The sequence below is a fragment of the Eggerthella guodeyinii genome, assembly GCF_009834925.2.
Lineage (GTDB): Bacteria > Actinomycetota > Coriobacteriia > Coriobacteriales > Eggerthellaceae > Eggerthella > Eggerthella guodeyinii.
Window position 1 is genome coordinate 2529504 of sequence record NZ_CP063310.1, and the last position, 25394, is coordinate 2554897.

The following is a 25394-nucleotide window of genomic DNA, read 5'->3' on the forward strand; positions in this document are numbered from 1 at the left end:
GGGGATTCTCGACGGTAAGGCAGGAACGGGCATGGACGAAGCAACGACAGGCGGCAGGACGGCGGCACGGGCGGCTCAGAGCCGCCGCTCCCCCGTTCGCACGGCGCTCTCGATCGTTCTGTGGGCCGTCACCGCATGCGTGGTCGTGATCATGGCCGCGCGCTTCGCGCCCTCCGCCCTGAGCAACGGCCGGCTCGTCCCCGAGGCCGCCGCGTTCGTGCCCTGGCTGGCGGCACCGAGCGCCATCATGCTCGTCATCGCAGCGCTGACCAGGAGAAAGGCGCTCGTTGCAGTCACGGTGCTGTGCCTTGCCTGCCAAGTCGTCTGGCATGCGGGCTTCTTCGTGCCCGCGCCCCGCATCGCCGAGGAGGCGACGCAGCCCGCGCCCGCCCGAACCGCGGACGACGCCGTCATGCGCGTCATGACCCTCAACACGAAGAACGGCAACGCCGACGCCGAGCAGATCGTCTCGATCGTCCGCGACCAGCGCGTCGAGGTGCTCGCCCTCCAGGAGGTCAGCGACTCGCTCGTCGAGCGGCTGTCGGCGGCCGGCCTCGACGAGCTGCTGCCCTCGCGCGTCCTCGGCGCGGCGGGGGCCGGCGACAACGGCGGCATCAACGCCATCTACGCGCTCGCGCCCGTCAGCGACGCGTCCGACAGCATCCTGCCCGTCACCGGGTCCGCCGTGCCCGCCTGCACGATCGTCGCCGGCGGACGCCCGGTGCGCCTCGTCAGCGCGCATCCCGCCTCCCCCAAGACGGGCGCGCGCGGCTTCTGGAACGAGAGCCTCGCCAACCTGGGCACGCTGCGCCGCTACGACGACGAGTACCTCATCATGGGCGACTTCAACTCGACGTGGGACCACTCGCGCTACCGCAAGATGCTCGGCGACACCCTCGTGGACGCGTCGCAGCAGGCGGGCGAGGGCTTCCACATGACCTACCCCTCCGAGCCGTACTACGCCATGGTGCCGGTGCCGCCCATGATCGAGATCGACCACATCGTGTACTCCAAGAACAGCGGCATGTCTGTGGGCGACCTCCAGACGGTCGACGTGCAGGGCACGGACCACTTCGCGCTGCTGGGCACCTGGGTGATCGAGTAGCCGGGACGGGCGCTTCGCCGGCGCCCGGCCCTCCAGCCTCGCACCTCCCCCTCGCTTCGAATACGCCGTCAACGCGCCGAAAACATGTCGGATTGCTGACCGATCGCTCATACCGGGGAAACGGTTGTCCCAGCTCGCATGCGCACGATCACGCGGGCGGTACACTCACCTACCACGAAAGCCCCGCGAGCGCCCCGTGCGACAAGGGGCTTGGTCTATCTCCGCACACCACCATGAAAGGAGGCGTTCATGCCGTATCGAGGCTTACTCTACTTCGTTTCCCAAAGCGCCGGCTCCGATTACCGCACCGACCCGTACGCGACGGAACGCCGCTGCCTCCCCAACCGCACGCACGGCATCCGCTACGCGTCCGCGCCGAAACGCTCCACCTGCATCAGAACCTACGCGCCCTCCGAGGCGGTGCGCCCCGTATGCGCCCGCAGCTCGACCGCCTCGCGCCAAGCGCGCCAAAGCTTCGAGCCGCAACGCGTGCTCAAGGCGGTGTTCGCCATGGTGCTCGTCGCCATCCTGTCGGCGTTCCTCGGCATCTTCGCCGCGCGCGCGTTGACCGGCGCCATCGACGAAGGGGCCTTCCCCCTCATCGGGTCGGCGAGCGCCGCCGCCTCCACGGGCACCGCGAGCCTCAGCGCGCCGCAGTCGTCGTGGGAGCAGGGCACGGTGCCCGCGCTGTACCAGGACGACCCGCAATGGGCCGACCGTCCCTACGGCGCCAGCACGGTCGGGGACGCGGGCGCGGCGCCCCTGTGCCTGGCCATGGTGCATATCGAGGCCACCGGCGACACGGGCACCGGGCCCGTCGAGGTCGCCTCGTTCTCGCAGAGCAGCGGCTACGCGAACTCCGTCGACGCCACCGAGCTCCTCACCGAGGGCGCGGCCCAGCTGGGGCTGGCCTCGCGCGAGATCGAGGCGAACGAGCTGGCCATGCGACGCGAGCTCGTGGGCGACCGGCCCATCATCGCCGCCATGAAGGCCGGCTCGTTCGGCTCGTCGGCCACCTACATCGTGATCACCGGCATCGACGAGCACGGCACGCTCGCCGTGGTGGACCCGCTCAGCCGCGACCACACGAGCCGCCACTGGACCTTCGACGAGATCACGTCGCAGGCGACCGGCCTCTGGTCCTACACGCCGGCCGCGTAAGCCGCGCCGTTTTAATCGACCAAATCGACCAAGGCGTAGTCGTCCATGTCCTGCGTGGAATGGACGACGCGCCATATGGTGAGCGTATCCGCGGAATACGAGTAGAACAACCGGTACGAGCCCACCCGATAACTGCGGCGATCCCTGAATACCAGACGGTCGTCATCGAACGGCCTTCCAAGATCGGGCATGTCGCACAGCAGCGATACCGTCTCTTTCAGGCTTTCGTACCTAGTTCGCGCCGCTTTAGGCGAATCGAGCACCTGCCCGATATAGACGACGATCGACTCGATGTCGTAGCTGGCGCGGGGCCGATACGCTGGCGCCAAGCGCGCCATCAGTGATCCCACATCGCGAACACCTTGTCCAAACGCTCGTCAAGCTGGGCTTGGGAAACGGTTTCCGGACGATAGCGAGCCTCTATCTCGGCCTCGCGCAGTTTCATGACGTAGCGGTCACGCTGTCGCTGCTGCTCGTACGCCTCACAATCCATCACCACGAGGCTCGCCTTTCCATTCTTCGTCATGAAGATGGGCTGCCTCGTATCGCGAGCCTCGTCGCAAATACCGTTCAAATCGGTACGAAGATCGCTAATGGGCCTGATCGCAGGGAGCGGCATCACCATGAGAACCTCCTTTGTTCATATCTTATGCAAGGATTGTATCACGTTTTGCATGAATTTTGCTCTTTCGAAATGCAGGCGACATGCATGCCTATACGACGCATCGCATCCAATGACATCGAATGGAAAGCATGCTTTACATTTTTGCGTTCGCCTCGTATACTGTATGGAAAGCTAGCTTTACATAGTCGTATCGGGAGAAAGGGGCGCGCATGGAGAACCGCTTGGAGGAGATCCGCAAAGCGCGCGGCATCAAGCAGGAGGACCTCGCGCTCGAGCTGGGCGTGTCGCGCCAGACCATCAGCTCGCTCGAGAAGGGGCGCTACAACCCCTCCATCCTGCTCGCGTTCAAAATCGCCCGCCGCTTCGACCTGCGGATCGAAGACGTGTTCATCTACCAGGAGGAAGACCATGAATAAGAAGCCCGCTGTCCTCACGCTGTCCCTCGGCATCGCCTGCGCGCTCGCCGCCGTCGTGTTCGCCCTCGACCTCGGCGGCGCGTCCGCCCTCCTGCCCCTCGCGGGCAAGGCCGTGTGGGGCTTCGGCGGGTGCGCGGCGGCGCTCATCGTGTGCGGCGCGTTCGCGCTGGCCCACAAGCCCACGCGCGTCGAGCTCATCGAGCAGGGAGACGAGCGCAACGCCGCCATCAACGGCAAGGCCGCCCTGCTCGCGTTCGAGACGTTCAGCGTGCTCGTGCCCATCGCGGGGCTCGTGCTGTACGTCGTCGGGGAGGTGAGCGTCGCCGGGCTGCTCGCGCTCATCGGCGTGGAGATCGTCGCCACGGTCGTCTACTTCGCGCAGATCGCGCGCATGCAGAAGACCATGTAGGAGACGTGCGGGACTAGCGGACGCTCACGAGCATGGCCTGGTACGCCACCTGCACGACGGCGGGGTGCCCGGCCTGCTCGACCACCGCGCGCAGCGCCTCGTCCGGCAGCCGGTACGTGTTGTTGTTCTGCGAGATGTGCATGGCCACCACCTGCTCGAGCGCGTCGCTCAGCAGACCCTCCAGCTCGTCGGCGGCCTGCGCGTTCGACAGGTGGCCGAAGTCGGATCCCACGCGCCGCTTCACCGGGTAGGGATACGGCCCGTCCTTGAGCATCTGCACGTCGTGGTTGCTCTCCAGCGCGAGGATGCGCACGCCGCGCAGCGCCTCGTCGGCCTCGCCGGTGACGATGCCCGTGTCGGTCATGAAGCCCACCGCGTCGCCGCCGCCCTCGAGCCGGAACCCGCACGACGCCGCCGCGTCGTGCGACGTGCGGAACGCGTGCACCTGCATGCCCGCCAGCGACAGCGCGTCGCCCGCGGAGAACGCGCGCAGGTCGCACGCGCCCTCGAGCGCGCCGATCTCCTTGCTGGCCGCGCGCACGGCGTCGTCCGCGAACACCGGGGGCTCGATGCCCAGCTTCGCCAGCCCCCGCAGCACCACGCCGAGCCCCTTCGTGTGGTCGGTGTGGTCGTGCGTGACGAGGACGGCCTCGAGGTTCGCCGGGTCGAACCCGGCCTCGTCGCAGCGCGCGAAGAAGTCGCGCTTGCAGATGCCGCAGTCCACGAGCACGCCCTTGCCCGTGACGGCGTCCTCGATGACGGCCGCGTTGCCGCGGCTGCCGCTTGCCAGCACGTGCAGTGCAAGTCGATGGTTCATGTGGTTCGCTTCCCGTATCTCTTCTCAGTCTCTCGGTCGACCTCCGATTGTACCCGAACGCGCCCCGAACGCGCCTCGCGTCCGCAAATGTCCCGAACCGACGCCCCCGAGAAACGGTCCCCCGCGGGGACGCGCTGCCGCGCACGGGCGGAATTGCCGCCGATCGGGAATCGGCGGCTCGCCGCGCCGCACGGTTCGCCTACTATGGTTCCCCACACGAACAGGCAGGTCGAACCAAGGGGACGGGGTACCATGGCATCATCGGTTGCAGCATTCTTCGAACGCAAGGACATCGAGATCACCTTCCAGCGCTACGCCATCGACGCGCTGTCGGCGATGGCGCAGGGGCTGTTCGCGTCGCTTCTGATCGGCACCATCCTGAGCACCGTCGGCGACCTGTCGGGATGGGGGTTCTTCAACCAGGTGGGCACGTTCGCCAAGAGCGTGGCGGGGCCGGCCATGGCCATCGCCATCGGATACGCGCTGCGCACCCCTCCCCTCGTGCTGTTCTCGCTGGCCGCCGTGGGCTACGCCGCCAACGACGTGGGCGGCGCCGGCGGGCCCTTGGCCGTGCTCATCATCGCCGTGGTGGCGGCCGAGGCGGGCAAGGCCGTGTCCAAGGAGACGAAGGTGGACATCATCGTCACGCCCGCGGTCACCATCCTCGTCGGATGCGGGCTCGCACTGGCGGCGGCGCCGTGGATCGGCGCGCTGGCCTCGTCCGTGGGCGGGTTCATCATGTGGGCCACCGAGCTGCAGCCGTTCTTCATGGGCGTCATCGTGTCGGTGGTCATCGGCATCGCGCTCACGCTGCCCATCTCGTCGGCGGCCATCTGCGCGGCGCTCGGGCTGACGGGGCTCGCGGGCGGCGCGGCGCTGGCCGGCTGCTGCGCGCAGATGGTCGGCTTCGCCGTGCTGAGCTTCCGCGAGAACCGCTGGGGCGGCCTGCTGTCCCAGGGGCTGGGAACCTCCATGCTGCAGATGGGCAACATCGTGAAGAAGCCGCTCGTCTGGGTGCCGGCCATCGTAGCTTCGGCCATCACCGGCCCGCTTGCCACCTGCGTGTTCCAGATCAGCCAGAACGGCCCCGCCGTGGCCTCGGGCATGGGCACGTGCGGGCTCGTGGGCCCCATCGGCGTGTACACCGGCTGGATCGCGGGCATGGAGGCCGGAGCGGCCGCCCCGGGCGTCTTCGACTGGGTCGGCCTCGTGCTGGTCTGCTTCGTGCTGCCCGCGCTCATCGCCGGGGCCGTGGGCGCGCTCATGCGCAAGGCCGGCCTCATCGTCGAAGGCGACCTGAAGCTGGAGGCGTAGGCCGCGCGGACGCGGGCGGCCGCACAGCGGGCGACGACGTCCGCGCGGCGATCTCCGCGTCGGGGGCCGCAGCGTCCACACGCCGCGGCCCCCGACGCCGTTACAGCTGCTCGACGATGCCGGTGACGAGGCGGGCGAAGTCCGTCTCGCGCGTCTTCGCCACGTCGAGCACCTCGAGGCCGGTGGGGCTCGCGCCCTCGATGCCGCAGCCCATGTTCGACACGAGCGAGATGCCCAGCACGCGCATGCCGACGTGCCGCGCGGCGATGACCTCCTCGCATACGCTCATGGCCACCGTGTCGGCGCCCCATGAGCGGAACATGCGGATCTCGGCCGGCGTCTCGAAGCTGGGGCCGAGCGCCCCGAGGTACACGCCCTCCTGCACGCGCACGCCGCGCTCGGCGGCCACGTCGTGCGCGATGGCGCGCAGCTCGGGGTCGAACGCGTCGAGCATGGAGAAGAAGCGGTCGGACAGGTTCGCCGGGTCGGGCGCCGCGATGGGGTTGCGCCCCGTGAAGTTGATCTGGTCGGCCATGATGCAGAAGTCGCCCACCTCGTAGTTCGGGTTGAGCGCCCCCGCCGCGTTCGTGGTGATGAGCGTGCGCACGCCGAGGCGCTCCATGAGCCACACGGGGTACGCCACCTCCTGCGCGCTGTTGCCCTCGTAGGCGTGCAGGCGGCCCTGCATGGCCAGCACGCACTTCCCGCCCAGCGTGCCGCAGACGAAGCGGCCCACGTGGCCTTCGGCCGTGCTCGTCTTCATGCGCGGCACCTCCACGTAGGGGATGCTCACCGCGTCGGCGATCTCGTTCGCCAGGGGGTTGAGGCCCGATCCCAGCACGAGGCCGATCTTCGGCTCGCGGCCTTCCAGCCGCTGCCGCAGCACGTAGGCCGACAGGGTCAGGTTATCGTCAAGAACGTTCCGCTCCAGCATGGCGCCTCCTCGTTCGCGTTTTCGCCCCATTATAGCCGACTGCGCCGCGCCGCTTCCGCCGAAGGCGCATCGGAAACGCGGCGGGGCGCGTCGAAGGCCCGCCGGGGGCTGGGACTCGTAGGGAGCGCTCCTGCGGCACGCGAATCAGCTCGCAGCAAGCAATTATTTCGTTTTGCGAACGTTCGGGGCTCGATCGCGCGCCGAGCAGTGTCATGATCTGGGGTTGCAAGAACCGCTTGCATGGCGTGCCGCCCAACGGAGCCCCTCGACGGTCGCAAAACGAAAAAATTGCATGGAATTCGGAGATTTCGCTGTTAAACCGCCGTTGACATGCACCTGGGCAAGCCGCCATCCTATGGGCGGGCAGGTTGTCGTCCTGAGCGAGCGGAGCGCGCTCCCTGCGGTCGCTCCGCTCAGGATGACGGGGGGGTTGGTCTGCGGGATGTCAACGGCGGTTTGACAGCGGAATTCGCGCATGCTAGCCAATTCTTTCGTTTTGCGTGCGATTCGGCGCTTCGAAGCGCCCTTGGACGTCGATTTTCGAAAGCAGTTTTTGCGTTTCCGCAGGTCGCGCGATGCGCGTTCGGGCGCTGCGGGGCGACAAGCCCCCTCGAGCGCACGCAAAACGAAAAAATTGGCTAGAACTCGGCGATTCGCGCGCCGCGCCGACGGCGGCGCGAATCGTCGTTCCCGTTCCGAAACGCGCGCACGGCCGGCCAACGAAGCCGCGAGCGGCCCGCCGGCTACGCGAGCGGCTTGCGCCCCGTGAGGACGCGGGGGCGTTGGGCGAGGTCGGAGACGATGCGCACGTCGGCGAAGCCGGCGTCCCCGGCGAGGCGGGCGGCCTCGTCCAGGCACGTCTCGTGCAGCTCGAAGGCGAAGCCGCCGCCCTCCTTGAGGGCGCGTCGGCAGAACGGCAGCAGGCGGCGCAGCACGTCGAGGCCGTCGGCGCCGCCGTCGAGCGCGAGCGCGGGCTCGAACGCGGCCACCTCGCGCGGGATGCCGTCCATGACGGCCGTGGGCACGTACGGCGGGTTGGACACGACGAGGTCGAACGCGCCCAGGAGCGCGTCGTCGATGCCCTCCCCCAGATCGCACGCGAGGACGTCGACGCGCCCGGACAGCTCGAGCGCCGCGACGTTGTCGCGCGCGAGCGCGACGGCTTCGGGGGCGATGTCGGTGGCCACCACACGCGCGAGCGGGTGCTCGTAGGCCACGGAGCAGGCGATGCAGCCGGACCCGGTGCAGAGGTCGGCCACGAGGAGCTCGGGAGGCTCGGCGGGCTCGGGCCCGGGTTCGCCCGGGGAAGCGTCCCCGTCGGCCGTCTGCGCGGCGCCCTGCTCCCCAAAGTCGCCGTCCGGACGCAGGGAGTCGGCGGCCACCCGCTTCGGCGCGGCGGGCAGCAGGGCCAACGCCTCGCTGACGAGGACTTCGGTCTCGGGGCGCGGGATGAGCACGCCGGGGCGCACCTGCACGGTGATGTGCCGGAAGCCCACCTCGCCGGTGATGTACTGCAGCGGCTCGCCCTTGCCGCGGCGCGTGACGTAGGCGCGCAGCACGTCGCGCTCCTCCATCGACAAAGGCTGCTCGAAGTTCGCGTACAGCTCGATGCGCCGCAGGCCGGTGGCCTCGGACAGCAGCCACTGCGCGGACAGCCGCGGGTTCTCGTCGCCCTTGCGCTCGAGGTAGCCCACCGTCCAATCGAGGGCGGCCTGAATGGTCCAGATGTCGTTCGCCACGTGCGGTTCGCCGGCTAGACGGCCTGCTCGAGCTTCTGCGCGCGGTCGGCGGCCTGCAACGCGGTGATCACGTCGCCCAGGCCGTCGCCCAGCAGCACGCCGTTGTACGTGCCGTTGAAGCCGATGCGGTGGTCGGTCACGCGGTCCTGCGGGCCGTTGTACGTGCGGATCTTCTCGCTGCGGTCGCCCGAGCCGATCTGCGCGAGGCGCTTGGCGCCCTCGGCGGCCTGCTGCTCGGCCAGCATCTTCTCGTACAGGCGCGCGCGGAGCACGGCCATGGCCGCGATCTTGTTCTGCAGCTGCGACTTCTGGTCCTGCGATTGCACCACCAGACCGCTCGGCAGGTGCGTGATGCGCACGGCCGAGTCGGTGGTGTTCACGCACTGGCCGCCCGGGCCGCCGGCGCGGTACACGTCGATGCGCAGGTCGTTGTCGTTGATGTCGATCTCCACCTCGTCGGCTTCGGGCAGCACGGCCACCGTCGCCGTGGACGTGTGGATGCGGCCCTGGCTCTCGGTCTTCGGGACGCGCTGCACGCGATGCACGCCGCTCTCGAACTTCATGACCGAGTACACGTGATCGCCCTTGACCTTGAACTGGACTTCCTTGAAGCCGCCGGCCTCGGATGCCGACATGTCCATCGTCTCGGTCTTCCAACCCTGCGCCGCCGCGAACCGCTCGTACATCTTGTACAGGTCGCCCGCGAAGAGGGCCGCCTCGTCGCCGCCGGCGGCCGCGCGGATCTCCACGATGATGTCCTTGTCGTCGGCCGGGTCGGCCGGGATGAGCATGAACTTGATGTCCTCTTCGAGCGCCGGCAGCTGACCCTCGATCTCGGCGATCTCCTCCTGGGCGAACTCGCGCATGTCGGAGTCGGCCAGCATCTCGCGCGCCGCGGCCAGGTCGTCGGCCGCCTGCACGTACTCGCGCGCCTTCTTGGCGAGCGGGCCCTGGTTGGCGTATTCCTTGGCCAGGCGGTTGTATTCCTTCTGATCGGCGAGAACGGCCGGATCGCCCATCTTCGCCTGCACGTCCTCGTAGGCTTCGATGATCTTGAGCAGCTTCTCGCGCATATCGGTATCTTGCATCCTGTGCTGTCCTTCGTGACGTGGTTCCCGAGCGCGCCCCCGCGCGCGGAGAGCGCCCGCCCCAAGCATGCGGAGCGGGCGCTCGTGCTGTAACCGGTTTATGATAGCAGATCGTCAGGCGTTGCGCACCCCTTGCTAGATCGCCAGGAACTCGGCGGCCTCCTCGGAGCAGACGGCGCCGTCGGACACGGCGGTCACCACCTGGTGCAGGAACTTCGTGCGCACGTCGCCGGCCGCGAACACGCCGGGCACCTCGGTCGTGCACGACTCGTCGGCCACGATGTAGCCCGTCTCGTCGAGCTGCAGCGCGCCGCCCAGGAACTCGGTGTTCGGCTCGGTGCCCACGGCCACGAACAGGCCGTCCACGGGCAGGTCGCGCTCCTCGCCCGTCTCGAGCATCTCGAGGCGCACGCCGGCCAGCTTGCCCTCGTCGGCCACGAGCTTGCGGGGCACCGCGTTCCAGACGAACTCGACGTTCGGCAGGTCCTCGAGGCGCTTGTGGTAGATGGCGGTGGCGCGCAGCTTGTCGCGGCGGTGCACGAGGTACACCTTCTTGCAGATGCGCGACAGGTAGATGGCGTCGCCCGCGGCCGTGTTGCCGCCGCCCACCACCATGACCTCCTTGTCGCGGAAGAAGTTGCCGTCGCACGTGGCGCAGTACGACACGCCGCGGCCCTGCAGGTCCTCCTCGAGCTCGAGCCCCAGCTTGCGCGGGCGCGCGCCCGTGGCGATGATCACGCTCTTGGCGCGGTACTCGTTGAACGCCGTCCTCAGCACCTTCGGGTTCTGGGTGAAGTCCACCGACACCACCTCTTCGCCCACGTTGCTCACGCCGAAGCGGTCGGCCTGCTGCTTCATGGCGAAGGCCAGCTCGAAGCCGTTGGCGCCCTCGGGAAAGCCCGGGTAGTTCTCCATGTGCTCGGTCTGGGCCAGCTGGCCGCCCGGCGCGATGCGCTCGAACAGCACCGCGTGCAGGCCGGCGCGCGCGGCGTACAGCCCCGCCGTGAGTCCGGCCGGGCCGGCCCCGATGACGGCGACGTCGATGACGTCGTCGGTCGTCGCCGTCTTGCACGCGGCGGACGTTTCGTTGCTCACGGTTTCCTCGGTCATGCATGCCTCCTGGTTTGCCGGTGTTCGCGTTTTCTGAGGGCCAGTATAAGGTACGTCGCTTAAATGTCACAAACTTGGCACCAATATGCGCTAAAAGAGCAGGAATGGCCGGGGGCCGGCAACGCGTGCGTGACGGATTCGCGCAGTCGCCCCCGCGCCCGCGCCCCACGCACTACCATGGACGCGATCGCTAGCGAAAGGACCGGGCAATGCATCACGCGAACACCGCTCACACCGACGAGGCCGCCTCGACCGACGAGGGAGCCCTCGATCCCGCGCCCCCGCGCACCCTGTATCTGGCCGGAGGCTGCTTCTGGGGGCTCGAAGCCTACTTGAAGCGCCTGCCGGGCGTGCGCGGCACCGTGGCAGGGTACGCGAACGGCTCGACCGAGAACCCCAGCTACCACGACGTGTGCCGCTGGAACACGGGCCACGCCGAGACCGTGGCCGTGACCTACGACCCGCGCATCCTGCCCACCGACGTGCTGCTGGACGCGTTCTTCGAGGCCATCGACCCCACGACGCTCGACCGCCAGGGCAACGACCGCGGCACGCAGTACCGCACGGGCATCTACTGGACCGACGAGGCCGACCTGCCCGCCATCGAGGCGTCGCTGCTGCGCCAGCAGGCGCGCTACGCGAGCCCCATCGTCACCGAGGTGGAGCCGCTCGACGGATTCTACCCCGCCGAGGAGTACCACCAGAACTACCTCGACAAGAACCCGGGCGCCTACTGCCACATCAACCTGCGCGACGCCGACGCGTTCGCCGAGCGCATGGGCCTCGCCGAGGGGAAGCCGTGCGTCCAGGTGGACGGGCTGTGCGAGCCGCTCGCGCCGGGCGAGGGCGCAACCGCGCGCGCCGTGGAGCGCGAGGACATCCCCACGCCGTCGGTGTCGAAACGCGCGGTTCGCCCGCACCGCGGAGGCGACGGCGCGGACGAGGCGGCCGGCGGCGACGCCGCCGTGGACGCCCGCATCCGCGAGGCCGGCTACGCCGCCCCCTCCGACGACGAGCTGCGCCGCACGCTGACGGCCGACCAATACCGCGTGACGCGGATGAACGCCACCGAGCCGCCGTTCCGCAACGCGTACGACCGCACGTTCGATCCGGGCATCTACGTGGACGTGACCAGCGGCGAGCCGCTGTTCGCCTCGTCGGACAAGTTCGACGCCGGATGCGGCTGGCCCGCGTTCTCGCGCCCCATCGCGCGCGAGGTGGTCACCGAGCACCTCGACCGCACGCTCGGCACCTACCGCACCGAGGTCCGCAGCCGCGCGGGCGACGCGCACCTCGGCCACGTGTTCACCGACGGCCCCGCCGAGGCGGGCGGCCTGCGCTACTGCATCAACAGCGCGGCCCTGCGCTTCGTGCCCTACTCCCGCATGGACGCCGAGGGCTACGGCTACCTCAAACCGCTCGTCGAGCAGGAGTTCGCCGACGCGCGCTGAGCGCGACGCGGGGCGCGGCGGAACCCGGCGTGCGCGCTAGCACGCCTCGCCCGCCGCCGGCTCCAGCGCGGGCTCGGCCCGGCGCGTCCGGTGCCGGTAGCGCAGCAGCGTGCCGGCCGCCACCGACAGCACCATCTGCACGGCGGTCACCGACAGCCAGATGCCGTCGAGGCCGAACAGGCGCGCCGCGCCGAACACGATGAGGACGACGAGCAGCGCCTCGCCGTACACGATGGCGCTCGACGCCTTCGCGTCGTCCACCGCGTAGAAGTACGAGGTTGACGCATGGGTGAACCCGTAGAACACGTACGCCGTGGAGAAGATGGGCAGCGCGTAGGCGATGAGGCCCGCCGTCTCGGCCGACGCGCCGAACAGCAGCGGCACCTGATTGCGCAGCAGGTACATGGCCGCGAGCCCCAGCACGCCCAGGCTGATGGTGATCAGGTAGTTCGTGTTGCGGAAGCGGCGCACACCGTCGGCGTCGCCCGCCCCGTAGTGCTTGCTGATGAGCGGCTGCGAGCCGTCGCCGACGCCCTGGATGAGCATCTGGATGACGCAGGCGGTGTAGGACACCACCGCGTAGGCCGCCAGCGCCTGCTCGCCGCCGTACATCGACAGGTTCACGTTGATGGCCACCACCGTGGCCTCCGGCAGGATGGTCAGGCCGAACGGGGCGAGCCCCAGCCGCAGCGCATGGAGCGCGATGCGACGGTCGGGACGCAGGTCCGACCAGGCGATGCGGTTCCTCTTCGCGAGGAAGAAGCCCAGCACCAGCACGAACGACGACGCCTGCGAGATGACGGTGGCGCCGGCCGCGCCCGCCGTGCCCATGCCCAGCAGGATGACGAACACGTAGTCAAGCGCCACGTTCATGAGGCCCGCGAACACCTGCACGGCCATCGCGTAGGCCACGTTCCCCTGGTTGCGGATGAGCGGCGTGCAGCCGGTCACGAGGATCTGGAACGGCACGCCCCAGGCGATGACGCTCGTGTACGCCACGGCCTGCGCGAGCGTCTCGCCCTGGCCGCCCAGCAACCTGCAGATGGGCTCGGCGAAGGCGAGCAGCAGCGCCATGATGGGCACGGCGGCGATCGCGAGCATCGTGAGCGTCGTGCCCATGGCGCGCCGGGCTTTCGGGGCGTTGCCCGCCCCGCGCGCGATGGACGAGATCACGCCGCCGCCCATGCCGATGCCCGTGCCCACGGCCATGATGAACGCCACGAGCGGGAAGGCCACGTTGATGCCGGCCAGGCCCGCGTCGCCCACCGCGTGGCCCACGAACACGCCGTCGATGATGCTGTACACGCCGCTCAGCGTGAACGTGATCATCGTCGGGACGATGTACTTCAGATATTCTTTGAACATGCCTTTGGTAATCATGGTGCGCCGCTCCGCTATGCGATTTGCTGAGATTTTTTCCGCATGGTACTCTAAACCTTAAAGCTACTTGAAGGTAAAGCCCGCATTTCACAGGATTCTCCGAATCTTCAGACGAACGCGAAGGAGCGCGCCCATGGGAACGCCACGCCTCTACGACATCAAGGACGCGGCCCGCTACCTGGGCATCGCCGCCTCCACGCTGCGCTACTGGGAAAGCGAGGGGCTCGTGCAGGCGGGGCGCAGCGCGGCCAACGGCTACCGCCAGTACTCGCTGCACGACCTCATCGAGGCGAGCGAGATCGCGTTCTACCGCGAGCTCGGCGTGCCCGTGAAGGAGCTGCGGGGCTACCGGGCGCTGTCGGCCCGCGGCCTCGACGAGGCGCTCGCCCGCACCGAGGACGACGTGGAGCGCCGCATCGCCGAGCTCGAGGCCACGCGCGAACGCCTCGCCCGCCAGCGCGCGCTGGGCGCGGCCGCCGACGAGCTCGAGCGCGCCGGCATGCGCCCCGGCGCCCCCGCCATCGCCAGCCTGAGCGCCATCGACTACGATGCCGCCGCGCCCTGGAAGCTGCTCGTGGAGGAGCCCTGGCGCTACGGCGTGCTCGTCTTCGCGAGCGACCCGGACGAGGTGCGCGAGTCGGTGGTGGACGCGCAGGCGGGCGACGGCGCCGTGCTATGGCGGCGCACGGGCGCGCACGACGAGGCGACGTGCCGGGAGTGCCTGCTCAAGGTGTCGCCTACGGCCGAGGGCAGCAACGCCCGCGCGCTGTTCGCCGAGGCGGCCCGCCAGGGCATCGAGCCGTACGCGGTGGCGGGCAGCTACCTGCTGACGGCATCGGACGCGGACGGCCGCTGGGACTACCACCGCGCGTGGGTCGTGGGAACGCGCTGAACGGTGCCGGCCGCACGCAAGAACGCCCCGGCCGCGTGCGGTCGGGGCGTTCCGTTCGTTCGGTGCGGCGCTGCGGTCCGGTCCCGGATGCTAGCCGATCATCGACAGGATGTTCTGCTTCGGCTGCACGCCCACGGCCTGGTTCTTCACCTGGCCGTTCTCGAACACCATGAGCGTCGGCACGCTCATCACGCCGTAGCGCTGGGCGATGTCGGGGCTCTGGTCGATGTCGAGCTTGTACACGGCGGCCTTGCCGGCCGTCTCGGTTGCGACCTCGTCGAGCGTGGGCGCGAGCATCTTGCACGGTCCGCACCACGTGGCGAAGAAGTCCACGAGCACGGGTCCCTGGGCGTCGAGCACCTTGGACTGGAATTCAGAAGAAGAAACGACCTCGCTCATGTTAAAGCCTCCTTTTTAAGCGCCGCGCGCTTCACGTGCCCGCGGCAGTTCTTGTTCGCCTCGTATTGTAAACGCGTTTGCTCAACTGTGCATCAAATTGTTACGGTTCAGACCATAAATCTTGATATTCCCGACAAAATCGCTCGGCAAACGGCAGGCGGGGACGGTTTCCTCCACCGTTGCTCCACAGACGGGCAGCCCGTTACGCGACGGTCACCCGCGAGCGCGCGAAGCGCGAGCCCGCTGCGATATAATCGGAGGCGACGCATAGAAAGGAACCCCGCATGAGCGCATCGACCGAGCACGCATCCTCCCCCGCCCCCTCCGCCGCGCCCGCCGCCTCCTCCGCGCGGCCCACCCACACGCCCGCCTGGCGCGGCCACGGCACGGTGCAAGCGAACCTCGTGCTGGAAGGCGGCGCCATGCGCGGCCAGTTCACGGCCGGCGTGCTGGACTTCTTCATGGATCAGAAGCTGTTCTGCGAGCGCGTCATCGGCGTGTCGGCGGGCGCGCTGTGCGGCTACAACTACGTGGCCGGCGAGGACGGGCGCACGTGCTACCTCAACACGAAGTACTGCGACGACTGGCGCTACCTGTCCATGAAGAGCTTCGTGCGCACGGGCAACGCGTGCGGGCGCGAGTTCGCCTTCGACGAGGTGCCCAACCGCCTGGAGCCGTTCGACTACGCCGGGTTCGACGAGTCGCCCATGCAGCTGATCGCCGTGTCGAGCGACCTCGTCACGGGCGAGGCCGACTACCATCCCTTCGCCGACTCGCTGGCCGACCTGCCCTACCTCATCGCCTCGTCGTCCATGCCGCTCGTCAGCCAGATCGTGGACGTGGACGGCAAGCTGCTGCTCGACGGCGGCACCTGCGACAGCGTGCCCATCGTGTACTCGATGCTGACGGGCGCCAAGAAGCACATCGTCGTGCTCACCCAGGCGGCCGACTACGTGAAGGGGCCGAACAAGCTCATGGCCATCCTGCGCCAGCGCTACGCCCTGTACCCCCACTACATCGAGCGTTTGCAGCACCGCCACTACGACTACAACCGCACCTACCGCGCGCTGCCGCGCCTGCACGACGCCGGCGAGCTGTTCCTCATCAGGCCGCCCGAGCCGGTGTGCGTGGGCAGCATGGAGAAGGACGCCGACAAGCTGTTCGCGCTCTACGAGCAGGGCTACGCCGAGGCCGCCCGCACCTGGCCCGGCCTCCAGGCGTACCTGGAAGCGTAGCAGGTTCAACCGTCGGTTGAACGCCCGCGCGACGGGGGCGGCGGGTCGTGCCTCATCGTACAATTGACTCTCTCAGGGGTACGACGGAGCGGAGAGGAGGTGCGGGCATGGGCAAGCGGATCACTTGGCGCGCCAACGTCCTCATCTGCCTCATCATCGTCCTTGGCTTCGTGCTGACGTCCTACATCAGCTACCACTCGAACCGCGAGACCTTCGAGCGGGACGCCCAGCAGGTGTCGGTGCTCACCTCCGAGAGCATCGCGCGCGAGATCGACGCCCAGTTCACCCGCCCGGTCAACGTGTCGCTCACCATGGCGAACGACAGCCTGCTCAAGGAGTACCTCGACGGCGAGCTCGAGCGCCTCGACGACCCCTCCTACGAGGCGTCGCTCACCGGCTACCTCGAGGCCTATCGCGCCAAGTACGGCTACGACTCGGTGTTCCTCGCGTCGGCCGCCACCACGCGCTACTACCATTACAACGGCGTCAACCGCACCCTCAAGACCGGCGACCCCGAGAACGACTGGTTCTACGCGTTCCTCGACGGCGAGGACGAGTACGCGCTCAACGTCGACAACGACGAGGCCACCGACAACGCGATCACCGTGTTCGTGAACTGCCGCATCCTCGACGAGGACGGCGGCACGCTCGGCATCGTGGGCGTGGGCTTCCGCATCGACGATCTGCGCGCGCTGTTCGCCTCCTACGAGCAGCAGACGGAGACGAGGGCCTACCTCGTCGACGGCGCGGGGACGATCGAGGTATCCACCGACGGGCGCGACGAGGGCGCCGTCGACCTGTTCGAAGCCGACGGCCTCGAGGCGCTCCGGGACGAGTCGCTCGTGCGCGACGACGACCTGTTCCGCACGTGGTACAACGAGGCCGGGTCGTCGGGCTACCTCGTGGCGCAGTACGTCCCCTACCTCGACTGGTTCCTCGTCGTCGACCACGACACCTCGGCCCTCGACGCCCAGATCGCCCGCCAGTTCGCGCTGGCCCTGCTGGTCATCGCCGCGGTGATCGCGCTCGTGCTCGCGGCCACGACGAGCGTGTTCCGCCGCTACAACACGATGATCATCGAGCAGACCGCCGCAACCGAGCAGAAGCACCGGTCCATCTTCCAGGAAGCGGCCGAGCAGCTCTACGACGACATCTACGAGATCGACGTCACGCACAACCGCGCGGCGAGCGAGTCCACCGAGGCGTACTTCGAAAGCCTCGGCGCGCCGAGGAACGTGCCCTTCGACGAGGCGATCGCCGTCGTCGCCGAGCGGCAGATCGCGCTCGAGCACCGCCAGGCCTACCTCGACACGTTCAAGCCTGAAGCCGTGCTCGAGTCGTACCGTCGCGGCGTCGAGAACCTCACCTTCGAGTTCAAGATGACCGAAGACGGCGCGTCGTACCACTGGATACGCATCTACGCCCACCTGTTCGTGTGGGACGAGGACGGCTCGGTGCGCATGCTCGTGTACCGCCAGAACATCGACGACGAGAAGCGCCGCGAGCGGACGATGTTCGAGCAGATGCAGCGCGACTCGCTCACGGGCCTGTTCAACAAGGCGGCCACGCAAAGCCACATCAGCGACCTCCTGAGCGACGCGCCCGACATGTCCTTCGCGTTCTTCATCCTCGACATCGACGATTTCAAGGGGGCGAACGACCGGCTGGGGCACGGCGCAGGCGACGCGGTGCTCGCACGGTTCGCCTCCGCGATGCGCGCGCAGTTCAGGCCCTACGACGTGGTGGGTCGGATCGGCGGCGACGAGTTCGTGGCGTTCGCTCCCCTGCCCGACGAGGCGGCCGCGGCGGCGAAGGCCGGCGAGCTCGTGAAGGCGCTGAGCATGACCGTCCTCACCGACGCGGGCCCCTGCACGGTCTCGACATCGGCGGGCGTCGCGTTCGGCCAGGGCGCGCGCACCGACTTCGAGACGCTCTACCGCCACGCCGACCAGGCGCTCTACCGCGCGAAGGCCGACGGCAAGAACCGCTTCGCCCTCTACGAGGAGGGGTCGTCGGGAGCGTCGTCCGAGGAGGCGCCGGCGTCCTCGTGACGCGCGCGCCGGCGGTCGTGCGCGTCCTGCGCGCGGAACTCCGACACGAAGCCGGCCGAGAAGATGCCCGCGGGGATGCCCACCACGCCGATGGACAGCAGCATCGTGCAGAAGCCGACGAAGCGCCCCGCCGCCGTGAGGGGCACGAGGTCGCCGTAGCCCGTCGAGGTGATGGTGGTCATGGCCCAGTACATGCCCGTGAACACGCTGTCGAACTTGTCGGGCTGCACCGGGTGCTCGATCTCGTACATCAGCACGCTGGCCGTGACGGTGAGCAGGGCCAGCACCATGAACGCCGCGACGATCTCCTGGCGGCGCTTGTGGAACACGCGCGCGATGGAGTGCAGGCCGCGCATGTAGCGCGACAGCTTGATGAGGCGCACGAGCCTGATGATGCGCGCCGCGTTCAGCATGGACGCCGACACGGGCACGAACAGCACGAACAGGCCGGGGGCGAAGGCCAGAAGGTCGATGATCCCCATCGGCGACAGCGCGTAGCGCGCGCGGGCGCGCGCCGGGCCGAGGTCGGGATGCACGAGGTCAGCCGTCCACAGGCGCGCCGCGTATTCCAGGGCGAAGCACACGCTGGAGGCGAGGCCGAACACGAGGAAGGCCGCCGACACCCCGGCGGGGATGCCGGGGCGCGTCTCGGCGAACACGAGCACCGCGTTCGCCACGATGAGCGCGAACAGCGCGATGCCGACGAAGCGCGCGACGGCGTTGCCGCGCCGCACGTCCTCGAGCGCGAAGTACGCCTGCCGTTTGAAAGCCGAGGGCTCCCGCCGGGGTGCCCTCCCCTCGCTCGACGCGCTCCCGGCGTCCCGCTTCGTCGCGCTCATCGCACCGGTTCCCTTACGCCTGCTCGAGCGTGACGGCGGTGCCGGAGGCGGTCACCATGAGCATGTTGCCCTGGCCGAGCACCTCGTAGTCCATGTCCACGCCCACCACGGCGTGCGCGCCCATGGAGGCCGCGCGCTGCTCGAGCTCTTGCAGCGCCTCGGTGCGCGCCTGCAGAAGCTCGTGCTCGTAGCCTTCGCTGCGGCCGCCGACGATGTTGCGGATGCCCGCGCCGAAGTCGCGCAGGAAGTTGATGCCGGTGATGACCTCGCCGAACACGACGCCGTAGTAGCCGGTGATGCGGTAGCCCTCGACGGACGGGGTGGTGGTCACGATCATGGTCGTTCCTTTCAACGGACGGTTGAACCGATGCGCATTGCGTGTCGCTTAGCATACCACGATCCGCGCAAGGCCAAAGGTGTACAATAGTAACGTTTACCTGCACCTATGCCAAATATGCACGAAAGGCGCTCCATGACCGTCGACCTTATTTCGCTCGCCATCATCGCGCTCGTCGCGGCGGCGTGCCCGATCGTCGCCAAGCTCATCCCCAACAAGCTCGTCCCCGAGACGGTGTTCCTGCTCATCGCCGGCGCGCTGCTGGGGCCCCACCTGGCGGGCGCCATCGTGCTCACCGATTCGGTGGGCCTGCTGTCCGACCTCGGCCTGGCCTTCCTGTTCCTGCTGGCCGGCTACGAGATCAACCCCAAGAGCCTGACGGGCTCCCAGGGAAAACGCGGTCTGCTCACCTGGGGCATCTCCATCCTGCTCGCCTTCGCCGTGGTGCGCGCCACGCCGTTCTTCTCGGTCAGCCACATCGACGGCATCGCCGTGGCCATCGCGCTGACCACCACGGCGCTCGGCACGCTCATGCCCATCCTCAAGGAGCGCGAGCTCACCGGCACGCGCGTGGGCGAGTCCATCCTGGCGTACGGCACCTGGGGCGAGCTGTGCCCCGTGCTGGCCATGGCCGTGCTGCTGTCGTCGCGCGCCGAGTGGAAGACCGTCCTCATCCTGCTGGCGTTCGTGGCCATCGCCGTCATCGTGGCCGTGGTGCCGGCGAAGGCGAAGAAGGCCGGCCACCGGCTGTTCCACTTCCTCACCGCGAACGCCGAGGGCACGTCGCAGACCATGATGCGCATGGTGGTGCTGCTGCTCGTGGGCCTCGTGGCGCTGTCGGCCGCGTTCGACCTCGACATCGTGCTGGGCGCGTTCGCCGCGGGCTTCGTGCTGCGCTACATCATCCCCGAGGGCGACCACGGGCTGGAGAAGAAGCTCGACGGCGTGGCCTACGGCTTCCTCATCCCCATCTTCTTCGTGGTGTCGGGCGCGAAGATCGACCTCATGGCCGTGTTCCAGCAGCCGGCGCTGCTCGTCGGGTTCATCCTCATGCTGCTGCTCATCCGCGCGGTGCCCATCTTCGTCGCTCTGTCCACCGGCAAGGACACGCGCGACATATCCACGCACAACCGCCTGACCATCGCGCTGTACTGCACCACGGCGCTGCCCATCATCGTGGCGGTGACCTCGGTGGCCGTCAGCGCGAACGCCATGTCGCAGGAGACGGCCAGCGTGCTGGTGGCCGCCGGCGCCATCACCGTGTTCCTCATGCCGCTTCTGGGCATGCTCACCTACCGCGTGGCCGACGCGAAGCCCCTCGAGGCCGTGAAGGAGATCACGCGCAACCCGCGCGACATCGGCGACATCCTGCGCGAGCACTGGGAGCTGGAGCGCATGCTGGCGCGCAAGGAGGCGCTCGAGCGGCTGGCGACGCGGCGCGAGGGGCGCGAGGCGGACGACGGGGACTGGCAGGAACGGGCCGCGCTGCTGCAGCGGAGATCGGCGCGCAAGCGCGCGATCGACGAGGCGCTCGACTACGCCGCGCAGGAGATGGCCCGCCGCGAGCTGGCGCCCGACGCCGATCCCGACGGCGATGGGCCGCTGCTGGCGGAGAGCCAGCAGCGGCGCGAGGATCGGCGCCGCCACATGGCCGAACGCGTGGTGCGGGAGTACCGCCGCCGCATGGGCGAGATGGGCCGCGCGGCCGAGCGCATGGGGCTGAGCGAGGACGACGTCAAGCAGATGTTCGACGACGCGCGGCAGCGCCGCGACGAGCGCGGCCACGAGCGCGGCGGGCGGCGCTAGCTCGCGCGGCGAGCCCCCGCGGCGCCCCGGTCGTCCGCACCGTCCGCGTCGCCCGGGAAGAACACGTCGAGCCGGGCCTTCGGCGCGTGCGAGCCGACCAGCGAGCCGACGACCATGCACGCGCCGGCCACGACGACGCCGATGACGATCTGGTGCAGGTCGGCCACCTTGAAGCCGAGCGCCATCGTGGCGCAGTAGGCCAGCGTCCCGCCCGCCATCGACCACAGCGCGCCCGTGCGGTTCGCCCGCTTCCAGAACAGGCCGCACACGAGCACCCAGAGAAACGCCGTCTCGAGGCCGCCGAACGCGAACATGTTGATCTTCCAGATGACGTCGGGCGGCACGATGGCCAGCACGAACACCGCCGCGCCCAGACCGAGCGTGATCGCCTGGCTCGACACGGACAGCGTGCGCTCGCCCACGCGCCTGCCGCGCGCCTCGGCGTAGTGCATCCACACGTCCTTGACGAGCGCCGAGGACGACGAGATGAGCAGCGACGACACGGTGGAGATGGAGGCGGCCACCGGCCCGATGATGGCGATGCCGGCCAGCACCGGCGGCAGCGTGCGCACGATGGCCAGCGGGATGATGTTGTCCACGCTGCCGCCGTAGGCCGCGAGATCCTCGGTGAGCACGCCCGCGGCCAGCACGCCGAGCGCCGTGACGCCGATCATCATCGCGCCGATGATGACGGTGCCCACGATCATGGCGCGGTGGAGCGACTTCACGTCCTTGTATCCCATCGTGCGCACCACCGACTGCGGCAGCACGAACGTGAAGATGCCCACGAGCAGCCACTGGGTGAAGTACAGCGACGGCGGCATGTTGCCGCCCGACGTGGGCTCGAGCATCTCGGGATGGTTCTGCGCGATCGAGCCCATGATGGCCTCGTAGCCGCCGCCGGCGTCCAGGATGCCCGCGGCCAGGACGACGATGCCCACGAGCATGGCGATGCCGCACAGCGCATCGGTGAGCGCCACGCCGCGGAATCCCCCGATGGTGGTGAACAGCACCACCGCCACGCCGAACAGCGCGAGGCCGAACACGTAGGAGTAGCCGGTCACCGCCTCGAACAGCTTCGCGCCGCCCACGAACTGCGCGATCATGGTGGCGCCGAAGAACACGACGATGATGACGGCCGACAGGTTCGCCAGCGCGTCCGAGCCGTAGCGGGCGCGGATGACGTCGACCACCGTGATGGCGTCCAGCTTGCGCGCGATGAGCGCCATCTTCTTGCCCACGATGCCGTACAAAAGCACGAGCGCCGTCACCTGCACCACGGCCATGTACACCCAGCCGAAGCCGATGCTCCACGCCTGGCCCGGGCCGCCCACGAACGAGCTCACCGAGCCGTACGTGGCGATGGTGGTCATGGCCAGCACGAAGCCGCCGAGGCCGCGGTTGCCGATGAAGTACTCCTTCACGAACCCGCCGCCGGTCGACGCGGCCCGTGCGCGACGGCGCACGACCATGCTCATACCCACGGCGAACGCGAGGAACAGCGCGACGGGAACGAGCGCGGCGAGGTCACCCATCGAGGCCCTCCTCGTCGTCGAGGCTGAAGTCGGCGAACACGCAGCGCGTCAGCACGATGGCCGCGACCACCGCGGCGATCCACGTGCCCACGCATCCCACGACGATCCACAGCGGCGTGCTGAGCACCTGCACGTCGAGCCCCGCGAGCCCGAACCCGCCGACGAGCCACACCGCCACGACGACGGCGAGCGCCACCACCGTGGCCTTCGCCTCCCTGTTCGTCTGAGCGAGCTTCTCCCGATAGCCCGTCAGCGCCTTCTGCGCCATACGCCCTCCCCTGCTGCGGCCGTCGCGCCGCGTCGTTTTGCTCATAGCATGGTACACCAACCGGGGGAGACGGGTGCGCGCGAGCGCCCGCCCCGTCGAGCGAACGGAGCGGGCGCGATGCCGAAAGCGGAGGGAGCTCCCGGCTTACCGACCTGCGTTCACGGCGAAATCGGCCAGCTCGCTCGACAGCCCCAGCGAACCGCTCGGGCACCGCAGCCAGCACTGGCCGCAGCTGATGCATTGCTGCACGTAGGCGATCACCGACTTGTTCCGCTCGCCGTCGTAGTACATCACGTCCATCGGGCACACGGTCTCGCAGGTGCGGCACCCGATGCACGCATCCAAATCCTTGCGCGTCACAGCCATATCGTTGCTCCTGTCCTCTCGTCAGTTCTTCTCGCCGTACTTCGCCACTTCTTCGGGCGTGGACAAGCTGGGATAGCGCTCGACATAGCTTGCCGACACGTCGCCCACCCAGCGGCTGGGCAGCTCCACCGTGCCGAACACCGGCTCGCCGTCGTCGCCCTTGGTCTGCACGAGGTAGTGCAGGAAGTTGGCATCGTCTTTGAAGGGGTAGTCGGTGCGGTAGTGGTAGCCGCGGCTCTCCTTGCGCTCGAGGCCCGCGTTGATCTTGAGCTCGCAGGCGAGCAGCTGGTGCTCGACTTCCTGCACGAGGCGCAGGTCATGGGGGTTCTGGGCCATCATCTTCCCGCTCGTCAGCTCTCTGAGCTGCACGATCTGCGTCTTGGCGGCCTGCAGGCTCGCCTCGTTCTTCGCGATGGTCACCCATCCCGGCGCCATGATGCCGTGCAGCGTGTCGCGCACCCACGTCGGGTCGTAGCCCGTCTCGCGCGACAAGGGGGCCAGCACCTCGTCGGAGATCTCCGCGACCTTGTCGGCGGGGAGGGCGACTTCGCCCACCGTGTCGGCGTACGCCGCCGCGGCCGCGCCGGCGTGCTCGCCCTGCACGGTCATGAACGACGAGGTGCTGCCGCGCTGGGCGCCGTAGTTCGGCCCGCCCACGTAGCACCCGTTCGTGCCGTCGCCCGCGGCGTACAGCCCGGGGATGCCCGTGGAGCAGTCGGTGTTGTCGACGCCGCACCAGATGCCCGCGGCCGTGTGCACGCACATGCCCGGCGCGGCGCCGTAGGTGTTCCCCTTGGGGATGGGGCTCGTCCATTTGCCCTTGCGGGGGTCGTCGGCGTTGCCCTTGGTCACCGCGGACGAGCACGCGGCCCCGGCGATGTCCTCGAGCTCGGTCGTGTCGCTGCGCTTGAACCCCTCGAGGAAGCTGCTCGTGCGCTCCTGGACGCCCGGCTTCTTCATCATGTGCTCGGCATCGACGGTGCCGCCCGTCAGCCAGATGTTCTCCAAATAGGGCCAGCTGTTGTCCATCTGGATGTTTCCCGCGGCGAAGCGCGTGGTCATATGGAAGTCCTCGAACTCGACGCCCGTGATGGGCAGCCCGTGCTGGTAGCCCATCCAGATGCCGTCGAACGTGTCGGCTCCCAGCGGGTACCCGCTCGACTTCGTCACGCCGTTGCCCGTGGCCAGCACCACCGCCTTCGCCGCGAACGACAGCATCGTGCCGCTCTTGAAGTGCAGCCCCACGGCACCGACGCACGCGCCGTCCCGCTCGACCACGTCGACGATCATGACGTGGTCCACCACCGTCACGCCGCTCTTCTCGAGCACCGCGCCGAACACCTTGCGGCGGTCCTTGTCGGCGAATTCCCGCTAGTACCCGCGCACGTCGTCATGCCAGCACAGCCCGTCGACCCAGTACTCGGTATCGGCCGCGCGGTCGTAGGACGATATCCAGCCCCAGTCGATCAGGCGCTGCGTCGCGCTCTTCGACTCCTGCACCCACACGTCCTCCCACGTGAGGTTCGCGAAGCAGTCGCAGCTGCGCCGCATGTACTCGTCCCACGTGTCCAGATCGGCGTCGAGGTCGGGGTCGTAGTACGCCGTGCAGCTCGGCCAAGCGGAAAGCCCCGAGTACCCGGGCGTGCCCTTGTCCACCAGCACGACGCTCTTGCCCGCCTCGGCCGCGGCCCACGCCGCGTTGAGCCCCGTGAGCCCGCCGCCCACCACCAGCACGTCGCATGCGTACTCGGTCGTGTCGGGCGCCGGCATCTTCGGCGTGGGGAGCTCCGTGTTGAGCGGCAGGTAGCTCGGATCGCCCGCCGTGTCCGTCGTGCGCACGTCGGGCGCGCTCGACGCGGCCGATGCGCTCGATTGCGCCTTGGACTCGGCGCTCGCCTGCGGCGCGCATCCTCCGAGCGCGGTCGCGGCCATCGTCGCCCCCAACGTCACGGCTCCGCCGATGAACGTTCGACGCGACACCCCCGCGGCCTTGGCGCCCTTGGGTTCGTTTCCCATAACTCCTCCTATCGTTGCATCCTTCGCGCCGCCCGGCCACTTTGACGGGACGGCGTGTACGACGCTCGAGATCATAGGAGGAAGGGAGCGCGCTGTATTCA

General features: G+C 68.8%; 26 protein-coding genes. 10 read left to right on the forward strand and 16 right to left on the reverse strand.

The window, feature by feature from the left end; all coding sequences use genetic code 11:
* The first annotated feature begins 31 nt into the window (after nucleotides 1–31).
* Nucleotides 32–1105: an endonuclease/exonuclease/phosphatase family protein gene (locus tag GS424_RS10655; RefSeq protein WP_244977516.1), complete on the forward strand. Its 1074-nt coding sequence runs from the start codon at nucleotides 32–34 to the stop codon at nucleotides 1103–1105.
* A gap of 249 nt (nucleotides 1106–1354) precedes the next feature.
* Nucleotides 1355–2266 (forward strand): cysteine peptidase family C39 domain-containing protein, encoded by a 912-nt coding sequence (locus GS424_RS10660; RefSeq protein WP_160942234.1) that lies wholly within the window; start codon nucleotides 1355–1357, stop codon nucleotides 2264–2266.
* An 11-nt stretch (nucleotides 2267–2277) separates the two neighbouring features.
* On the opposite strand, the gene GS424_RS10665 is transcribed toward GS424_RS10660, so the two are convergent.
* Nucleotides 2278–2616 (reverse strand): type II toxin-antitoxin system RelE/ParE family toxin, encoded by a 339-nt coding sequence (locus GS424_RS10665; RefSeq protein WP_160942233.1) that lies wholly within the window; start codon nucleotides 2614–2616, stop codon nucleotides 2278–2280.
* Nucleotides 2604–2891 (reverse strand): type II toxin-antitoxin system Phd/YefM family antitoxin, encoded by a 288-nt coding sequence (locus GS424_RS10670; protein ID WP_160942232.1) that lies wholly within the window; start codon nucleotides 2889–2891, stop codon nucleotides 2604–2606. Before GS424_RS10670 ends, GS424_RS10665 begins: the two co-directional genes overlap by 13 nt.
* 209 nt (nucleotides 2892–3100) lie before the next feature.
* Between GS424_RS10670 and GS424_RS10675 the strand changes: the two genes are divergently transcribed.
* Together GS424_RS10675 and GS424_RS10680 are read left to right on the forward strand one after the other, a co-directional pair.
* Entirely contained in the window at nucleotides 3101–3307 is a 207-nt protein-coding gene (locus GS424_RS10675) for a helix-turn-helix transcriptional regulator (RefSeq protein WP_154332243.1), read from the forward strand.
* A complete protein-coding gene (locus tag GS424_RS10680; RefSeq protein ID WP_160942231.1) occupies nucleotides 3300–3716 on the forward strand; it encodes a hypothetical protein in 417 nt (138 codons plus the stop codon). Before GS424_RS10675 ends, GS424_RS10680 begins: the two co-directional genes overlap by 8 nt.
* Nucleotides 3717–3729: 13 nt before the next feature.
* Here GS424_RS10680 and GS424_RS10685 read toward each other — a convergent pair whose 3' ends face one another.
* The gene (locus GS424_RS10685) at nucleotides 3730–4533 is read right to left on the reverse strand and encodes an MBL fold metallo-hydrolase (protein ID WP_160942230.1); all 804 of its coding nucleotides are present in this window, start codon (nucleotides 4531–4533) and stop codon (nucleotides 3730–3732) included.
* 252 nt (nucleotides 4534–4785) lie between these two features.
* Here GS424_RS10685 and GS424_RS10690 point away from each other — a divergent pair, with 252 nt between their 5' ends.
* Nucleotides 4786–5847 (forward strand): PTS sugar transporter subunit IIC, encoded by a 1062-nt coding sequence (locus GS424_RS10690; RefSeq protein WP_160942229.1) that lies wholly within the window; start codon nucleotides 4786–4788, stop codon nucleotides 5845–5847.
* A gap of 100 nt (nucleotides 5848–5947) precedes the next feature.
* Here GS424_RS10690 and GS424_RS10695 read toward each other — a convergent pair whose 3' ends face one another.
* From GS424_RS10695 to trxB, 4 genes are all read right to left on the reverse strand, one after another.
* Complete coding sequence (locus GS424_RS10695; RefSeq protein WP_160942228.1) at nucleotides 5948–6781, reverse strand: purine-nucleoside phosphorylase; 834 nt, start codon at nucleotides 6779–6781, stop codon at nucleotides 5948–5950.
* Nucleotides 6782–7524: 743 nt separating this feature from the next.
* Nucleotides 7525–8520, reverse strand: a complete 996-nt coding sequence (locus tag GS424_RS10700; protein ID WP_160942227.1) for a N5-glutamine methyltransferase family protein — start codon at nucleotides 8518–8520, stop codon at nucleotides 7525–7527.
* 14 nt (nucleotides 8521–8534) lie between these two features.
* Complete coding sequence (gene prfA, locus GS424_RS10705; protein ID WP_218958853.1) at nucleotides 8535–9608, reverse strand: peptide chain release factor 1; 1074 nt, start codon at nucleotides 9606–9608, stop codon at nucleotides 8535–8537.
* A 135-nt stretch (nucleotides 9609–9743) separates the two neighbouring features.
* Nucleotides 9744–10718 (reverse strand): thioredoxin-disulfide reductase, encoded by a 975-nt coding sequence (trxB, locus tag GS424_RS10710; RefSeq protein WP_160942226.1) that lies wholly within the window; start codon nucleotides 10716–10718, stop codon nucleotides 9744–9746.
* Nucleotides 10719–10927: 209 nt separating this feature from the next.
* Between trxB and msrA the strand changes: the two genes are divergently transcribed.
* Nucleotides 10928–12169 (forward strand): peptide-methionine (S)-S-oxide reductase MsrA, encoded by a 1242-nt coding sequence (gene msrA / locus GS424_RS10715; protein ID WP_160942225.1) that lies wholly within the window; start codon nucleotides 10928–10930, stop codon nucleotides 12167–12169.
* 36 nt (nucleotides 12170–12205) lie between these two features.
* On the opposite strand, the gene GS424_RS10720 is transcribed toward msrA, so the two are convergent.
* The gene (locus GS424_RS10720) at nucleotides 12206–13549 is read right to left on the reverse strand and encodes an MATE family efflux transporter (protein WP_160942224.1); all 1344 of its coding nucleotides are present in this window, start codon (nucleotides 13547–13549) and stop codon (nucleotides 12206–12208) included.
* Between the two features lie 133 nt (nucleotides 13550–13682).
* Here GS424_RS10720 and GS424_RS10725 point away from each other — a divergent pair, with 133 nt between their 5' ends.
* A complete protein-coding gene (locus GS424_RS10725; protein ID WP_160942223.1) occupies nucleotides 13683–14441 on the forward strand; it encodes a MerR family transcriptional regulator in 759 nt (252 codons plus the stop codon).
* Between the two features lie 90 nt (nucleotides 14442–14531).
* Here the strand turns inward: GS424_RS10725 and trxA are convergent, their stop codons facing one another.
* Nucleotides 14532–14840: a thioredoxin gene (gene trxA / locus GS424_RS10730; protein ID WP_101722793.1), complete on the reverse strand. Its 309-nt coding sequence runs from the start codon at nucleotides 14838–14840 to the stop codon at nucleotides 14532–14534.
* Nucleotides 14841–15124: 284 nt separating this feature from the next.
* On the opposite strand from trxA, the gene GS424_RS10735 reads away from it, so the two are divergent.
* Nucleotides 15125–16075, forward strand: coding sequence for a patatin-like phospholipase family protein (locus GS424_RS10735; RefSeq protein WP_160942222.1), 951 nt, complete (start codon nucleotides 15125–15127; stop codon nucleotides 16073–16075).
* 107 nt (nucleotides 16076–16182) lie between these two features.
* Nucleotides 16183–18126, forward strand: coding sequence for a sensor domain-containing diguanylate cyclase (locus GS424_RS10740; RefSeq protein WP_160942221.1), 1944 nt, complete (start codon nucleotides 16183–16185; stop codon nucleotides 18124–18126).
* On the opposite strand, the gene GS424_RS10745 is transcribed toward GS424_RS10740, so the two are convergent.
* Nucleotides 18072–18965 (reverse strand): ion transporter, encoded by an 894-nt coding sequence (locus GS424_RS10745; protein ID WP_160942220.1) that lies wholly within the window; start codon nucleotides 18963–18965, stop codon nucleotides 18072–18074. The two genes, GS424_RS10740 and GS424_RS10745, sit on opposite strands and share 55 nt — an antisense overlap.
* A 13-nt stretch (nucleotides 18966–18978) precedes the next feature.
* Nucleotides 18979–19302 carry a heavy metal-binding domain-containing protein gene (locus tag GS424_RS10750; protein ID WP_154332258.1) on the reverse strand — a complete coding sequence of 108 codons (324 nt, stop codon included), beginning with the start codon at nucleotides 19300–19302 and terminating at the stop codon, nucleotides 18979–18981.
* Nucleotides 19303–19437: 135 nt separating this feature from the next.
* Here GS424_RS10750 and GS424_RS10755 point away from each other — a divergent pair, with 135 nt between their 5' ends.
* A complete protein-coding gene (locus GS424_RS10755) occupies nucleotides 19438–21108 on the forward strand; it encodes a cation:proton antiporter (RefSeq protein ID WP_160942219.1) in 1671 nt (556 codons plus the stop codon).
* On the opposite strand, the gene panF is transcribed toward GS424_RS10755, so the two are convergent.
* The 5 genes from panF to GS424_RS10780 form a co-directional block, all read right to left on the reverse strand.
* Nucleotides 21105–22643 carry a sodium/pantothenate symporter gene (gene panF, locus GS424_RS10760; protein ID WP_160942218.1) on the reverse strand — a complete coding sequence of 513 codons (1539 nt, stop codon included), beginning with the start codon at nucleotides 22641–22643 and terminating at the stop codon, nucleotides 21105–21107. The two genes, GS424_RS10755 and panF, sit on opposite strands and share 4 nt — an antisense overlap.
* On the reverse strand, nucleotides 22636–22911 hold the full coding sequence (locus GS424_RS10765) for a YhdT family protein (protein ID WP_160942217.1): 276 nt from the start codon (nucleotides 22909–22911) through the stop codon (nucleotides 22636–22638). Before GS424_RS10765 ends, panF begins: the two co-directional genes overlap by 8 nt.
* Before the next feature lie 144 nt (nucleotides 22912–23055).
* The gene (locus tag GS424_RS10770) at nucleotides 23056–23277 is read right to left on the reverse strand and encodes a 4Fe-4S binding protein (protein ID WP_160942216.1); all 222 of its coding nucleotides are present in this window, start codon (nucleotides 23275–23277) and stop codon (nucleotides 23056–23058) included.
* Between the two features lie 21 nt (nucleotides 23278–23298).
* A complete protein-coding gene (locus GS424_RS10775; protein WP_160942215.1) occupies nucleotides 23299–24606 on the reverse strand; it encodes an FAD-dependent oxidoreductase in 1308 nt (435 codons plus the stop codon).
* A 42-nt stretch (nucleotides 24607–24648) separates the two neighbouring features.
* Nucleotides 24649–25293: a twin-arginine translocation signal domain-containing protein gene (locus GS424_RS10780; RefSeq protein ID WP_160942214.1), complete on the reverse strand. Its 645-nt coding sequence runs from the start codon at nucleotides 25291–25293 to the stop codon at nucleotides 24649–24651.
* Nucleotides 25294–25394: the final 101 nt, after the last annotated feature.

What these genes read in the sequence shown, in the direction of transcription:
- GS424_RS10780 (WP_160942214.1), bottom strand. Translation starts at nt 25,293, where the DNA reads ATGGGAAACGAACCCAAGGGCGCCAAGGCCGCGGGGGTGTCGCGTCGA.
- prfA (WP_218958853.1), bottom strand. Translation starts at nt 9,608, where the DNA reads ATGCAAGATACCGATATGCGCGAGAAGCTGCTCAAGATCATCGAAGCC.
- GS424_RS10770 (WP_160942216.1), bottom strand. Translation starts at nt 23,277, where the DNA reads ATGGCTGTGACGCGCAAGGATTTGGATGCGTGCATCGGGTGCCGCACC.
- GS424_RS10765 (WP_160942217.1), bottom strand. Translation starts at nt 22,911, where the DNA reads ATGGCGCAGAAGGCGCTGACGGGCTATCGGGAGAAGCTCGCTCAGACG.
- trxA (WP_101722793.1), bottom strand. Translation starts at nt 14,840, where the DNA reads ATGAGCGAGGTCGTTTCTTCTTCTGAATTCCAGTCCAAGGTGCTCGAC.
- GS424_RS10750 (WP_154332258.1), bottom strand. Translation starts at nt 19,302, where the DNA reads ATGATCGTGACCACCACCCCGTCCGTCGAGGGCTACCGCATCACCGGC.
- GS424_RS10670 (WP_160942232.1), bottom strand. Translation starts at nt 2,891, where the DNA reads ATGGTGATGCCGCTCCCTGCGATCAGGCCCATTAGCGATCTTCGTACC.
- GS424_RS10720 (WP_160942224.1), bottom strand. Translation starts at nt 13,549, where the DNA reads ATGATTACCAAAGGCATGTTCAAAGAATATCTGAAGTACATCGTCCCG.
- GS424_RS10735 (WP_160942222.1), top strand. Translation starts at nt 15,125, where the DNA reads ATGAGCGCATCGACCGAGCACGCATCCTCCCCCGCCCCCTCCGCCGCG.
- GS424_RS10680 (WP_160942231.1), top strand. Translation starts at nt 3,300, where the DNA reads ATGAATAAGAAGCCCGCTGTCCTCACGCTGTCCCTCGGCATCGCCTGC.
- msrA (WP_160942225.1), top strand. Translation starts at nt 10,928, where the DNA reads ATGCATCACGCGAACACCGCTCACACCGACGAGGCCGCCTCGACCGAC.
- panF (WP_160942218.1), bottom strand. Translation starts at nt 22,643, where the DNA reads ATGGGTGACCTCGCCGCGCTCGTTCCCGTCGCGCTGTTCCTCGCGTTC.
- GS424_RS10745 (WP_160942220.1), bottom strand. Translation starts at nt 18,965, where the DNA reads ATGAGCGCGACGAAGCGGGACGCCGGGAGCGCGTCGAGCGAGGGGAGG.
- GS424_RS10725 (WP_160942223.1), top strand. Translation starts at nt 13,683, where the DNA reads ATGGGAACGCCACGCCTCTACGACATCAAGGACGCGGCCCGCTACCTG.
- GS424_RS10660 (WP_160942234.1), top strand. Translation starts at nt 1,355, where the DNA reads ATGCCGTATCGAGGCTTACTCTACTTCGTTTCCCAAAGCGCCGGCTCC.
- GS424_RS10655 (WP_244977516.1), top strand. Translation starts at nt 32, where the DNA reads ATGGACGAAGCAACGACAGGCGGCAGGACGGCGGCACGGGCGGCTCAG.
- GS424_RS10685 (WP_160942230.1), bottom strand. Translation starts at nt 4,533, where the DNA reads ATGAACCATCGACTTGCACTGCACGTGCTGGCAAGCGGCAGCCGCGGC.
- trxB (WP_160942226.1), bottom strand. Translation starts at nt 10,718, where the DNA reads ATGACCGAGGAAACCGTGAGCAACGAAACGTCCGCCGCGTGCAAGACG.
- GS424_RS10695 (WP_160942228.1), bottom strand. Translation starts at nt 6,781, where the DNA reads ATGCTGGAGCGGAACGTTCTTGACGATAACCTGACCCTGTCGGCCTAC.
- GS424_RS10740 (WP_160942221.1), top strand. Translation starts at nt 16,183, where the DNA reads ATGGGCAAGCGGATCACTTGGCGCGCCAACGTCCTCATCTGCCTCATC.
- GS424_RS10755 (WP_160942219.1), top strand. Translation starts at nt 19,438, where the DNA reads ATGACCGTCGACCTTATTTCGCTCGCCATCATCGCGCTCGTCGCGGCG.
- GS424_RS10690 (WP_160942229.1), top strand. Translation starts at nt 4,786, where the DNA reads ATGGCATCATCGGTTGCAGCATTCTTCGAACGCAAGGACATCGAGATC.
- GS424_RS10675 (WP_154332243.1), top strand. Translation starts at nt 3,101, where the DNA reads ATGGAGAACCGCTTGGAGGAGATCCGCAAAGCGCGCGGCATCAAGCAG.